The organism is Corynebacterium sp. HMSC075F02 (assembly GCF_001838335.1).
Classification (GTDB): domain Bacteria; phylum Actinomycetota; class Actinomycetes; order Mycobacteriales; family Mycobacteriaceae; genus Corynebacterium; species Corynebacterium jeikeium_D.
Genome location: NZ_KV836313.1, coordinates 150,412 through 162,601, shown reverse-complemented (window position 1 = coordinate 162,601; position 12,190 = coordinate 150,412). Strand labels below are relative to the sequence as shown.

Genomic DNA, 12,190 nt, shown 5'->3' with positions numbered 1-12,190 from the left:
CCGACCGTGTGGGCTTGTTGCATTCCGGTCAGTCTGGAGTGCGCCGGTATAGTGCGCAAATATGACTAACTTTCAGTGGCGACCAGCGACAGACTCCGACCTCCCCTTCATTGCCTGGATGGACGAACTAACGGAAACATTCGGAGATGAAAGTCAGCCACTGCCGGAAGATTATGTAGTCACGAGGCGTCAGTACGTCGACCAGTGGGACGCGAGTCAGGGAGGGGTTATCCTTTTCGCCACTTCGCTTGACGACGCTGACCTCGAGTCGCTCAGTAGCGACATGACCCGCACTGACCCATTTGAACCGAGGGTTTCTCGCGAGGCTACCTACAGTGCGGCCGCCATTAAGAAGGAATGGTTGGAGCGCGGGGATTCGTCGTCAAGCGAAGAGCACGAGAGCTATGAAGTGCCGGTGGGGGCGGCCTGGCTGCGTACGTTTACGCAGGACGATCCGGGGTACGGATTTGTGGAAAATGGGATTCCTGAGGTAGCGATTGCGCTGCGTCCGGGCGTTGTCGGGCGCAGGCTGTCGCAGCCGATGATTGCAGGACTCCTTGAGTATGCGCGTGAGCTGGGGTATCCGGGGGTTAGTCTGGCTGTCCATGATGCCAACCCGCGGGCGGCGAAAGCCTATGTGAAGGCGGGATTTGAGCTAGTGGGGCGCTCGAGCTTCCCGGACCACGATGTGATGGTGGTGCGGTTTTAGGTTTTCGGCGTGCAGTTTTTGGTGGGGGCTGCGCGGGTTGGTGGGGCAGGGCGGATGGTGGGGGGGGGACTGCGCGGGTTGGTGGGGTGTTTAGGTCGGGAGCGTGGCAGTTTTTCGGAAAAAGATTCGAAAAGTTGACGTAGGGGGTTGTGGTGTGTCGAATTGGTGTGCGATAATGTGGAGGAGGGAAATTAGTTAGTCCATTTGGGGATTCGGATTGCTAGCGTTTTAAAAGGGGGTGGGGAAATGTCTACATCATCGGCGTCAAACGGCGGTGGACCGCTTTCGACATCGCAGGTTTTAGATGCGGTTGCACAGTTTGAAGCTCTGTCGACAGTCATCGTGGAGAACTTCGAAGTACTTGCACCGGATCATGCGCACGACGCATATAAGTCGATTGAGAAAGCGCGAAAACGACTCGCAGTAATTGATGCGACTTATGTGGAGACAATGAAAGGGCGGATGCCCAGCGCGGAGCACCGAAGGATCGCGTGGCTAGCGCAGGAGATGCGAATCTCGCGAGCAGAAGCGAGGCAGCGTATCAATGTCGTCGGACGTCTGAGTAGGAATGTTGATCCGTTTGCTCCGGCGAATGAGGATGTGCGAATGCCGAACCTTCGTCAGAAAGTTGAGGAAGGTGTTGTCGGTGCGGATGCTGTTGCGAAGATTGACAAAGCCGTTCGCGAGCTGCCGGCAACGGAGCATGCACAGCTGTCTAGGCTGCTGGACAAGCACATTGCAGATTTAGTGGACAAAATCCGTGTTGATGATCTCAATAAATTGCCGAACCGTCTGCGGGCGATGCTGGGGGTTGATGACCCGTATACGGATGAGGACCGTTCTCGGAAACGAAGCCTAAAAATCGGTGCTCAGGGGCCGGACGGCATGAGCCGGTTGAGCGGTGTGGTTACGCCTTCGTTTGCGGCGGTGCTCAAAAGGCTGCAGGCAGATCATGCGCGGCCTGGTGGGTTACTCGAAGAAGGCGCCGATGACCAGCGGAATCCGGAGCAGCGTTTCCATGATGCCGTGGAAGCGGCGGTGAATGGGGGCTTTCAACCGGGCGGTGAGCTTCAGCCGGCGCGGGGGACGACATCGGTGGTCACCGTCGCGCATATCGCAGATGTGGCAGCGTTAGCTGGAGTCTCCCTGCCTGAGGGGGAAGATTTTGTACTTCCTGGATCGGGTAAAGCGGTCTCAGACGCGGGAGTGCGAATTTCCATTAGTCAGGCCGTGCAACAGATGGTCGATAGAAATTCGTTCCTCCAAGTCTTGGGGAATGAGGGGCAGACCTTGTACTTTGGTCGATCCCGCAGGCTGGGGACTTTGCCGCAGTATCTGGCCCTTCTTGGAGAGGAAGGAGGTTCCTCCGCGCCGGGCATGGGCACTCCGGGAGCTATGTGCGATGTTCACCATGTGCAGTCGTGGGCTTCCGGTGGTGGCACTGACCTGGATAATCTCACGTTGGTGGATCCGGGTACGCATCGAAAGATCGACGATGCTCGATGTAATGAAAATGCTTGGTGGACGCTCCGGCCGGATGAGGTGGCGGAGATTCTAGGAACTGACGAAGGGGACGGGGTTAGCGGGGAGTGTGAGCAGGCCTCTACTGATCGTGTGGTCTGGGTGCCCCCGAAAGACGAGGAAGGAAACCGGAAAGCGGAATCCAATGAGGACCCCGATACGTTCGATAGCCCGGGGCGCTGGTTGCGTCGTAAAGCGCGAGAGAAACGGGCGGGGGACACAGTGGATGGCAATGACGAGATGGGGCCGGATCCCGGTGGGTAGTCGGATTGGGAGACCGAGGCCTGGCTTAGAGGCTGATCTTCCGTTTCGTAGTCAGCTTTGTGTTAATAAAGCGGTTGAGGAAAGGGGGGTGCCGATGCTGGCGGCATAGTGCAGCAGTTTTTCTGCGGTGGCACAGCCGATTCCATGGCCTGTGCCTGAGATGAAAACGGCCAGGTGAGCAGCGTCTTCATGCACCTTCCCAAGCTCCTAGTTTTAATAACGTACATATCGCGCTACCAAGTCAATCGATTTAGAATCCGGAATTATGACAACATCCATCTCGGTACAAGAGCTTCGTGACAAGATTGCCGGCGGCGGTCGTATCGTCGTCGTTGACGCACGCTGGTCGCGTGCTAAAAAACCATATGACTCCTACGCCACGGCTCACATCCCACTGGCCGTGTTCTGTGATCCCGAGTTGGACCTAGCAGGTGTTCCAAGCCGAGAAGCTGGTCGCAACCCGTTGCCGGATATCGAGCGTGTGCGCGATGCCGTCCGTCGATGGGGAGTCCGCTCGGAGCATCTCGTGATCGTCTACGACGCGGGCGATGGACTGTTCGCGTCACGTGCTTGGTGGATTCTGCGCTGGGCAGGTTTGGAGAATGTGCGTGTCCTCACCGGTGGGTTAGCTGCTTGGGAAGCAGATGGAAACGAGACTGCCTTCGGGCCCGGAAATCTGCCGCGGCCTGGAACGATTGCGGTGAGTGAAGGCAATATGCCTGTTGCCAGCCTCGATGACGTACGCACCTGGTCTGAGCGTGGAATTTTGGTGGATGCGCGTGAGCCCAGCCGTTTTGAAGGTCGTAGTGAGCGCGTCGATCTGCAGGCAGGTCACATCCCGGGTGCCGTGAACCTGGCGGCTCGCAGTCTGCAAAATGCCGACGGCTCCTTCCTGCCTGTTGAGCAGCTCCGTGAGCGCTTTGCCTCCGTCGGTATCGAAGACGGTCGCAATGTAGCGGTCTACTCCGGTTCCGGTCTTCATTCCTCGCTGTTCATTCAGGCTATGGAAGAAGCGGGCATCACGGGGGCCTCTCTGTATGTCGGTGGCTGGTCCCAGTGGGCTGGCAATCCGAGCCTGCCTATCGTCCGCTTCTAAGCGGGCCCGGGCCAGGGCGACCGCCCCAGGGCCCCAGATGTGCCGTCCATGTGGCTTTTGCCCCTCGCCCTTTACCGTCCTAGAGAGTCCCGTACGCTCTCTCCTCGGGCATTGGCATTGCGCCAGACGGGGGACGGCATCTTGTCGCTGACCAAATAGAACGGCTTCTGGCTTAAGCTAGGAGATTAATGATTCCCCTAGTATTCACCCTCGCAGCGATTCTCATCATCGCCGCAGTCGCGCTGTTCGTTGTCGACCGCCGCCGTCGCAGCACAAGTGAGACTGCTGTGGCGTCTCCGTCATCGCCATCGCTTTACGACGAGCCCTCGGACTCCACCGGCGAAGTAACCGGTGTGGCGGCAGAAGATGTTGTGTCCGAACAGTCGGATTCTTCGGAGCAAGGCAGCCCCGAGACAACTTCTGTGGCGAGACCGAATGTCGCAGCTGACGCTGACTCTGAGGTTGCCGCTGAGACTGATAGCGCCGCTGAAGTTGATTCTGAAACTGAGGTTTCGACGACAGAACTGGGGACTTCAGCTGTAGAAAAGACACCGACGGAGCCTGAATCTGTCTCGGGAATCGAGCCGGCGGCCACTGCTGAAATGCCCGAAGCAACAGAAGACGCGGGTGCTGCCGAAACATCGGAAGCAGCAGCTGATCTGAATGCGGGAACGGACGTGACTCTCCGAAGCGGCGCGGAGTCTGGCACAGAATCTGGAGCAGGGCCTGGCATGGAGCCAGCCGAGTCGGTGACTGCTGAAGATACCGATACCACGGATGAGCCCGAGACAGGTTTAGTGGACAACACCAGTGCCATAGATGCCAACAGCACCACTGCTCCTGACGCTCGCATTGGAACTGTTGACGGTGCAGAATTCGAGGCTGTGCCCGGCGAAAATGCCGAGACTGACGAAGTGCCGCAATCATCCGATCGTGCGGCGCGCACCCAGGCCACCCAGGCCACCCCGCCCACTGTGTCCACCCAGCCCGCGCAACCGCAGCGCGCTCAGCAGCAATCAGTGGCCCCTATCCGTCGACGTATCAGCGGTCGCCGTGTGCGTCACTTGCGGAAAGCCTGGGCGCAGGAACGTAATTCTGTCTATAACCGTGTGGACCATGAGCTGCCGTCGTACTGGCAGCGTACGCCGGACGGCGATGCCAAGGCCGTGGTCTCCGGTTTCGCCTTTGGCCGGGAAATGCACCTCGCCGATGTCGGCGGCATCACCACCATCGCCATCCGCCGCTCTGTATCCAGCGATGAGGTTTTCGAGTTGCGCCGCAGCGGCGGCACGACGCTGCCTCACGTAGCTACCGAAGCCGGCCTGGTAGTCGCAGCTACCGACCCAGAGCTCATTCATCGCATCTTCGACGACCGTGCAACCCGCATGCTTGCCGACGTACACCCGGCCATTACCCGCATGTGGTCCGAAAACTCCTGGTCCTTGGCTCAGCTGATTGATAATTCAGTGCCAGAGGACTGGGACGGTGCACTGGCATCGCTGTCGGACTTCTCCGACATTGCGCGCAGGTTGCCACCGGCGGAAGGCGAAACCGTCGCTCCGGACACTAATCAGTGGGATCCCACTCGTTTGCAGCTCACCGAGCAGTCCGTTGACTCTGGTTCCTTGATTTCGGATGGAACCGGGCGTGGGCACTTGCACGCGGTACCAGATCAGCGTCGCAACGGTTCTGCTAACCACGAATCGCAGGATCACAGCTCACAGAACGGGCATGCCCAGAGTCACAGCGCGCAGAATAGCAAGGGTGAAGAGCCGCTGGACGTTGAGGAAATTGTTTACGCAGATTCTCCTTCGTCCTCGTCCGCTGCTACCGCGGATGCAACCACGGATGATTCGCAGTGGCCGTCGCAAAGCAATGCACAACCCACGGTGGTGCAGGCGATTGACGGTTCGTCGTGGCGCCCTACGCGGGATATACCGCTGGATCCGACGGCGCTGCCTTCGCGGTCGACGGCACGAAAGATGGGTGCAAACGTTGGCGAGTCGGAGGACATTGGAGATTCTGGCCAGCAGATTCCTGCGCTTGGGGAGGACCCCGAACATAGCCGGATGCGCTCGAGCCAGGGGCGTGTGGTGCGATCAAATGTGAAGCCCGCCAGTATTTTTACCGACGCCGCCCCAGACCTCGACAGCAGCGACGACCCCACCGAATCTATGTCCGAGGACAAGGGCGTAACCCCTGATTCCGCGGACGAGTAGAACCAGACATATCCTTGAGCACACAGTCGTTTATTTAGGAGACAACCTCAGATGAGCATCCACACGAGCAATGTCAATCAGGAGAAGCTGCAGCGTTTGGCCGAGCTGGTCAAGGAGCTGGCGGTTGTTCATGGCAAGGTCACGCTGTCGTCTGGACGTGAGGCTGATTACTACGTTGACCTGCGCCGCGCCACTCTACATCATGAGGCCTCGCGTCTGATTGGTTCTCTGCTACGAGAGCTCACTGGAGACTGGGACTACGCGCACGTCGGTGGTCTGACGCTTGGCGCGGATCCGGTGGCTACCTCTGTCATGCACGCCGAAGGGCGTCCAATTGATGCCTTTGTGGTGCGTAAGGAAGCCAAGAAGCACGGCATGCAGCGCCGCATCGAGGGACCGGACATTGTAGGCAAGAAGGTCCTGGTTGTGGAGGACACCACCACCACGGGCAACTCGCCGCTGACTGCCGTCGCTGCACTACGTGAGGCCGGTGCTGAGGTTGTCGGTGTCGCCACGGTGGTTGACCGCGCGACGGGCGCCGACGAGGTCATCAAGGCTGAAGGCCTGGACTACCGTTACCTGCTCGGTTTGGATGACTTGGGTCTGGCCTAAGAATCTGAGCGCTAGAGCTATCGCCGAGCCTCACCCTGCTCGCCGAGCCTCACCCAGCTCACCGCCCCAACGCAGTCCCACGAAAGAGGAACATCCCCATGACCACCAAGCGCGCAGGACTCCTGTCCAAGCTCACCACGACCAAACTTCCCGGCACCAAGGAAACCGTCGCTGACATGTTTGTGCGTCGCACGGGCGAGGGCCTCGGCGCACTCGTCGGTATCGCCAGCGCAAGCTCCGACACCCGCCGTGCCCCAGAACGTGCCGGCTATATCGCCGCCAGTGCGGTCAACGTTGTCTCCAGTGCCTTCGGCTGGGAGACTCCACGTCGAGTTTCCAAGACTGTCCTCATGCCACTGTTGGCGGCCAATGTTTGGCGCCGTCGCCACGAGACGTCTCGCTTTACGACGACCACCCTGCTCATCGGCCTCGCCGGCGGTTGGCTGGGCGACTTGATTCTCATGCCGAATAAGCCGAACCTGAACCGCGGTTCTGTGCCGTTCGCAGTTAACCAGGTTGCCTACCACGTGCTGCTGTGGCGTGCCGGAGCTCGGATTAGCGCGCTGCGTGCTGCCATTCGCTTCCCACTGTGGGCTGGTTCGGTACCGCTGGTCGGTGCTGTAAAGCCCGAGGCGCTGCCCGCTGCTGTTGGCTACGGTCCGCTGCTGGCTGTGACCTCCGCACTGGCCGATGACCCGGCGCTGCTGGAGGGTGCCGGTGCTGTCGGTACTGATGAGCAGACCGGCCTGCCGATTGCCGATGCCGCCTACGGCCTCGGCCACGGTGGCAACCTGTTCCTCGTCTCCGACACGCTACTGATGGCTCGAAAGATGTTTGCGGAGGAGGGCGTCGTCGGCAAGCTTCTGAATGCGGCAGTGATGGACACCTACACCGTGGCGCAGTTGTTCCTGGTCGAGGGGCTGTTGGCTCTTGACCGCGCCTGAGCCCGGGAAGGGGCCGACGGAATGGTTTGAGGCTCGTGTCGGGGTGGGGCCGTGGGAGCAGGAGCACCCGAACGAACCCCGGCCGACCGGCCCAGAATACGATGAGCAGCTTCTGGATGAGGGCGACCGACGTAATGTCGTCGATGCCTACCGCTACTGGACGATGGAGGCTATCGTCGCGGAGCTGGATAAGCGTCGTCATCCGTTGCATATCGCCATCGAGAATTTTGAGAATGACTCCAACATTGGCACCGTGGTACGCACCGCAAATGCCTTCCTGGTGGAGGCCGTGCACATCGTGGGGCGCAAGCGTTGGAATCGTCGCGGCGCGATGGTGACTGACCGCTACCAGCACTTGCTGCACCACGAGACGGTGTCGGAGGTCATTAGCTGGGCGCGCGAGCATGATTTGGCTGTCGTGGCCGTGGACAATGTGCCGGGCTCCGTACCCATCGAAACCGTTGAGTTGCCCGAGCGTTGTCTTTTGCTCTTCGGCCAGGAGGGGCCGGGAGTGACTGAAGAAGCACAGCAGGCGGCGGATTTGACGGTGTCGATTGCCCAATTTGGCTCGACGCGTTCGATAAATGCGGGGGTAGCGGCGGGTATTGCCATGCACTCTTGGATTCGTACTCATGCAGATATCACCGCGGCCTGGTAATTGTCTGCTTAGGTGTTTTATTTCGAAGGCTGTTTTAGAGCTGTTTCACAGCCGTTTTAAGGAGAGCCAGTGGTTCTAAAAATGTCGCGTCCGGAGGCCGAAACGTGGGCCTATCGTGCGGACGTGGCTGAACAGGCGATTCGCAACCGTCATGCGGCGAAGCTGTGGGGTCTTCCGGGCACGAATTTGGCAATGGCTTCCTGGCCCGCGCCGCTGCGACATAAGGTCTTCATCAACTGGCATTACTGGTGGCAGGCGCAGTATCTCGACTGCCTGGTAGACGCAGCCAAGCGCGTGCCTTCTAAGGAGAAGTACCGCGCTATCCGCCAGACCACTCGGGGTATCCGCATTCGCAACCTCACGCTGCTGACCAAGAACAAGTACTACGACGATCGCGCGTGGATGGCGTTGGCGCTCGGGCGTGCCGACGCGGTCCTCGGCGCATCGGTGCCCAAGAAGACGACAGCACGGCTGATTTCATGCTTGGGTGATGGTCGGCAGGAGTCCACGGGTGTGCTGCCGTGGCGTGAGCAGGACCTCTTCTTCAACGTTCCCTCGAACGGTCCTGCAGCCATCGCTCTGGCCCGGGCTGGTCGTATCAAGGAGGCAGAGGAACTTATCGATTGGGTTTACGCCAACCTCCTGGCGGACTCAGGGCTGCTCTACGACGGCATTCGCTTGTCCATGGCAGGTGCCGTCGTACAGAAGGGCATGTTTACGTACAACCAGGGTGTCATGATTGGCGCTTGCCTCGAAGTGGGACTTGCGCTTCGGGCGCACGGCCAGCGTGAACAGGCGACGAAGTATTTCACGCGCGTGCAAAACCTCATCCACGCGGTGGCAAAGGATTTGGCGACCACCGACAATGTCATCGCCGGTGCCGGTGGCGGCGATGGTGGTCTGTTCAACGGCATCCTCGTGCGATACCTCGCCGATGCGGCGGTGCGTTTGCCTGGAGACAATCGCATGAATCGCGCGGCGGCCCGCATTGCTCGCCGACTGGTTCTGGCGTCGGGGGAGAAGTGCTGGTACCACCGCCTCGAGGTTGATGGCCTGCCGCTTTTCCCCGCAGATTGGAACGACAATGCTCAGTTCCCACAGGGCGGTTCGGTTGCGCAATCAGTCGGTGGCGCGGTTCGCGGTTCGGCGATTAAGGAGCGTGACCTCTCTGTCCAGCTGTCGGGTTGGATGCTGATGGAAGCGTGCGCCCGAGTGGCCGATTTTGTTGCGACCAAGCTGGAAAATGGTGAGTCGTTGGATTCGACGAAGCCGAGCTGCCCGGAGTAGTCGGGGAACGCTAGTTGGTCGTCATCTGGCGCTTGCCGACGTCGCACCACCACGCTGTGCCCGCCGTTGCCAACAGAGAGTCACATACTGAGCCCCTGCCATCGCCACGTGATGCCTGGCACAATAGGACGCATGAAACTCAATGACATGATGGCTCCTGCTCCCGTGAAGCTCCCCGTTCTTGACGAGGCCGTTGCTGCCCGCAACGGTGGCGCAAGCCCGGAGGCCGTGGTTCGCGCATGCCCGCGCGATTCCCAGGCTTGGGCGGATTTGGCTGAAAGCGCTTTGTCCGAGGGCCAGGAGATTCAGGCCTATGCCTTCGCTCGCACTGGTTACCACCGCGGTCTGGACCTGCTGCGTGGAAACGGCTGGAAGGGGTTCGGAGCCATTCCGTGGGAGCACGAGCCGAATCGTGGTGTGCTTCGCGCCTTCGCAGCGTTGGCTAAGGCTGCTAAGGCTATCGGCGAGGATGATGAATTCGATCGCATGATGGCGTTGCTGCGTGACAGTGATGAATCCGCGTTGCCAGAACTGGGTCTTTAATCGCGCACAGAGATTCAGCGGGCACATAAGAGTGCACAACAGCACAACGGGTACATAAAAAGCGCACAGTTTTTTACATGAGGATGGTGACTTCGGCATGGCTGGCATAGCTGGTGGGGAAGATAAGGATGCCGCAGCTGCCAGGAATCTAGAGGACCTTGCTCCCGCGCATGTCGACGACCTCGTCGAAGCTAAGGAAACGCAATTCGTCGAGGATAATCCGCGCCCGGATTTCCAAGATTTTCGCAATACGTACCTACATCCGGCCTCCCGCGCAGCAAACAAGTTGCGTCAGAAAGTGAGGCCCCGCACGCGTTTCCTCCATGCGATTGACCGTGTGCGCTCCCGTTGGATGCTCATTGTCCAAGCCACGTTAGCCGCTGGGTTGGCCTACTGGTTCGCACTTGAGGTACTGGGGCACCCCAACCCGTTCTTCGCGCCGATGGCCGCTTTCATCAGCCTCAACGTGATGACCGCAGGTCCTCGCTTAAAGCACTCTGTGGAGTTGGTGCTCGGTGCCTCGTTGGGAGTCGGCATTGGTGATGTGATTATCTCCATCCTCGGCTCGGGTATCTGGCAGCTGACCGTCGGTGTGTTCGTCGCCATGGTCATCGGTGTGTTTGTCGGTCGAGGACCGCTTGTGGTCAACCAAGCGGCATCTTCAGCCGTGCTCATCGCCACCATTATTCCGCCGGGCACCGCTGGTTCTTATTACCGAATGATCGATGCTCTCGTCGGTGGTGTGGTGGGCATTATTGTGCTCATGATATTGCCGCGAAGCCCGCTGGCGGGTGCTCGCCGCAAGGTGGCCAAGGTCCTCGACATGGGTGCAGATGTACTTTATGACATCGGCATCGGCATGAAAGAGGGCGACACCGATCGCATCCGCACCGCACTGAGCGTGGTGCGCTCCATGCAGGCGCAAGTCTCGCTGATGGACCGCACTGTCGCCGACGCGGGCGAGCAGGTCCGTATCTCGCCGTTGCTCTGGCGCTCCCGGGATCGAATCCACTCGCTGTCACGTATGGTTCATCCCGTCGACAACGCCATGCGCAACATCCGTGTGCTCGCGCGTCGCGCTATCACAGCACGTGAGGACCACATCGACTTCTCGTCCGAACTGTGCGCACTTGTTCTCGGCGTGTCTGAAGGTACGCGTCTGGTCAGTCATGTGCTTGACGACGAAGCCGCCGTGCGCCGAATCCCAGAGTGGGGCGAGTTGCCTTTCGAGTCCGGCGACATCGCTATCGCTCAGCTTTCCGAGGGATCCGGAGAGGTCAAGCTTGAAGACGTGGTTCGGTACTTGCGTCGTCTAGCGGCGAAAATGCACCCGCGCGTGATCGAGGACGCAACGCTGTCGGAACAGGTTGTGTTTGCGCAGTCCCGCTCCTTGGTGGTGGACCTGTTGCAGGTGTGTGGCCTGTCCAGACGTTCAGCTGTGGCAACGCTGCCGCCGACGACGCCGTTCCCAGCAATGCCGCCGGAGGTATGGGACGAGTAGCCGGTGAGGAGTGGGTGAGTAGCGGCTCGCTAGGCGCCCGTCGGTTACTGCCCACGTGCTCCGGCGCACATGCTACTGCCCACGTGCTATTGCAGCATGCTCTAGTGCGGTACGCGCTTGACCTCGACGCCGCCGAAAGCGACGAAGCCGCGCACAATAATCTTCGGAGCCTGTCCGGCGCCAGGAGCTGGAAGGTGACGTCCCGGCTTTCCAGTAACATCCGTGCCGCCGAAGATGGGCAGCACGTCGACATCAACTTGGTAGTGGTCGGGGACAATGACGTCGACTCCACCGAAGGCGCAGCCAATGTTGACGACAGTGGTTTCCGCGGTCAGGATGGCCTCGCGGAAATCCAAGCCAGTCCCGCCGAAGGCCGCTACCGTGGTGTGCGTGGGAGCGCACGTCCAAGGGCCTCTCTTGTCGGTGCCGCCGAAGATGCCGATGGAGAGCTTCGAACCAGTTGCCGCGGCGGAGCTATCAATCCGAGCTGGTTGATGATTGTTAGCTGCATTCGGTGCCACCGAATGGTGCTCGTCCGGGACGCTGTGTAGGTTCGGGCGCAGGTTAGGGTTTGGGTGTGCATGTGGAGTCGGCTCGGCCAGGTTCGCGGGCAGCGACAAGTCCTGTGTCAATGCGGGCAACTCATCGATGTACGTCGCCTTTTGGGCTTTCTCGGTGCGCTCCTGCAATTCCGCAAAGTCAATCTGGCCATCGCGGAATGCCCATTCCAAGCGTTCCAGCGCAGTGTGGCGGGCCTGGTCGCCAGCGCGTAGCCGTGGGGTGTTGTCAGTCATGATGCTGTCCTATCGAGGCAGTGGCGGGCAGTGGCTTTAACA

11 protein-coding genes are annotated in these 12,190 nt (G+C 59.9%); 10 read left to right on the top strand and 1 reads right to left on the bottom strand.

What is annotated here, in order from left to right; genetic code table 11:
* Window positions 1-61 precede the first annotated feature (61 nt).
* The 10 genes from HMPREF2920_RS07075 (at window position 62) to HMPREF2920_RS07030 (ending at window position 11,354) form a co-directional block, all read left to right on the top strand.
* The gene (locus HMPREF2920_RS07075; protein ID WP_016421554.1) at window positions 62-709 is read left to right on the top strand and encodes a GNAT family N-acetyltransferase; all 648 of its coding nucleotides are present in this window, start codon (window positions 62-64) and stop codon (window positions 707-709) included.
* Between the two features lie 246 nt (window positions 710-955).
* A complete protein-coding gene (locus HMPREF2920_RS07070) occupies window positions 956-2,494 on the top strand; it encodes an HNH endonuclease signature motif containing protein (protein WP_070601031.1) in 1,539 nt (512 codons plus the stop codon).
* Window positions 2,495-2,759: 265 nt separating this feature from the next.
* The gene (locus HMPREF2920_RS07065; RefSeq protein WP_049169848.1) at window positions 2,760-3,590 is read left to right on the top strand and encodes a sulfurtransferase; all 831 of its coding nucleotides are present in this window, start codon (window positions 2,760-2,762) and stop codon (window positions 3,588-3,590) included.
* A 188-nt stretch (window positions 3,591-3,778) separates the two neighbouring features.
* A complete protein-coding gene (locus HMPREF2920_RS07060; protein WP_070549989.1) occupies window positions 3,779-5,809 on the top strand; it encodes a type III secretion system chaperone family protein in 2,031 nt (676 codons plus the stop codon).
* A 51-nt stretch (window positions 5,810-5,860) separates the two neighbouring features.
* Window positions 5,861-6,421 carry an orotate phosphoribosyltransferase gene (pyrE, locus tag HMPREF2920_RS07055; RefSeq protein WP_049169851.1) on the top strand — a complete coding sequence of 187 codons (561 nt, stop codon included), beginning with the start codon at window positions 5,861-5,863 and terminating at the stop codon, window positions 6,419-6,421.
* A gap of 98 nt (window positions 6,422-6,519) precedes the next feature.
* On the top strand, window positions 6,520-7,365 hold the full coding sequence (locus HMPREF2920_RS07050) for a lysoplasmalogenase family protein (protein WP_016421548.1): 846 nt from the start codon (window positions 6,520-6,522) through the stop codon (window positions 7,363-7,365).
* Entirely contained in the window at window positions 7,352-8,023 is a 672-nt protein-coding gene (locus HMPREF2920_RS07045; protein WP_038626765.1) for a TrmH family RNA methyltransferase, read from the top strand. The genes HMPREF2920_RS07050 and HMPREF2920_RS07045 overlap by 14 nt, the downstream gene beginning before the upstream one ends.
* 69 nt (window positions 8,024-8,092) lie before the next feature.
* On the top strand, window positions 8,093-9,310 hold the full coding sequence (locus HMPREF2920_RS07040; RefSeq protein WP_005510131.1) for a glycoside hydrolase family 76 protein: 1,218 nt from the start codon (window positions 8,093-8,095) through the stop codon (window positions 9,308-9,310).
* Window positions 9,311-9,442: 132 nt separating this feature from the next.
* Window positions 9,443-9,853 (top strand): DUF3151 domain-containing protein, encoded by a 411-nt coding sequence (locus HMPREF2920_RS07035; protein ID WP_016421545.1) that lies wholly within the window; start codon window positions 9,443-9,445, stop codon window positions 9,851-9,853.
* Between the two features lie 97 nt (window positions 9,854-9,950).
* Window positions 9,951-11,354: an FUSC family protein gene (locus HMPREF2920_RS07030; RefSeq protein WP_005510217.1), complete on the top strand. Its 1,404-nt coding sequence runs from the start codon at window positions 9,951-9,953 to the stop codon at window positions 11,352-11,354.
* A 101-nt stretch (window positions 11,355-11,455) separates the two neighbouring features.
* Here the strand turns inward: HMPREF2920_RS07030 and HMPREF2920_RS07025 are convergent, their stop codons facing one another.
* A complete protein-coding gene (locus tag HMPREF2920_RS07025) occupies window positions 11,456-12,148 on the bottom strand; it encodes a DUF1707 SHOCT-like domain-containing protein (protein ID WP_070601033.1) in 693 nt (230 codons plus the stop codon).
* Between the last annotated feature and the right edge of the window lie 42 nt (window positions 12,149-12,190).

Bases quoted from the DNA above. Each gene is read 5' to 3' on its own strand.
- HMPREF2920_RS07060 (WP_070549989.1), top strand. From the start codon at position 3,779: ATGATTCCCCTAGTATTCACCCTCGCAGCGATTCTCATCATCGCCGCA.
- pyrE (WP_049169851.1), top strand. From the start codon at position 5,861: ATGAGCATCCACACGAGCAATGTCAATCAGGAGAAGCTGCAGCGTTTG.
- HMPREF2920_RS07035 (WP_016421545.1), top strand. From the start codon at position 9,443: ATGAAACTCAATGACATGATGGCTCCTGCTCCCGTGAAGCTCCCCGTT.
- HMPREF2920_RS07070 (WP_070601031.1), top strand. From the start codon at position 956: ATGTCTACATCATCGGCGTCAAACGGCGGTGGACCGCTTTCGACATCG.
- HMPREF2920_RS07025 (WP_070601033.1), bottom strand. From the start codon at position 12,148: ATGACTGACAACACCCCACGGCTACGCGCTGGCGACCAGGCCCGCCAC.
- HMPREF2920_RS07075 (WP_016421554.1), top strand. From the start codon at position 62: ATGACTAACTTTCAGTGGCGACCAGCGACAGACTCCGACCTCCCCTTC.
- HMPREF2920_RS07030 (WP_005510217.1), top strand. From the start codon at position 9,951: ATGGCTGGCATAGCTGGTGGGGAAGATAAGGATGCCGCAGCTGCCAGG.
- HMPREF2920_RS07050 (WP_016421548.1), top strand. From the start codon at position 6,520: ATGACCACCAAGCGCGCAGGACTCCTGTCCAAGCTCACCACGACCAAA.
- HMPREF2920_RS07065 (WP_049169848.1), top strand. From the start codon at position 2,760: ATGACAACATCCATCTCGGTACAAGAGCTTCGTGACAAGATTGCCGGC.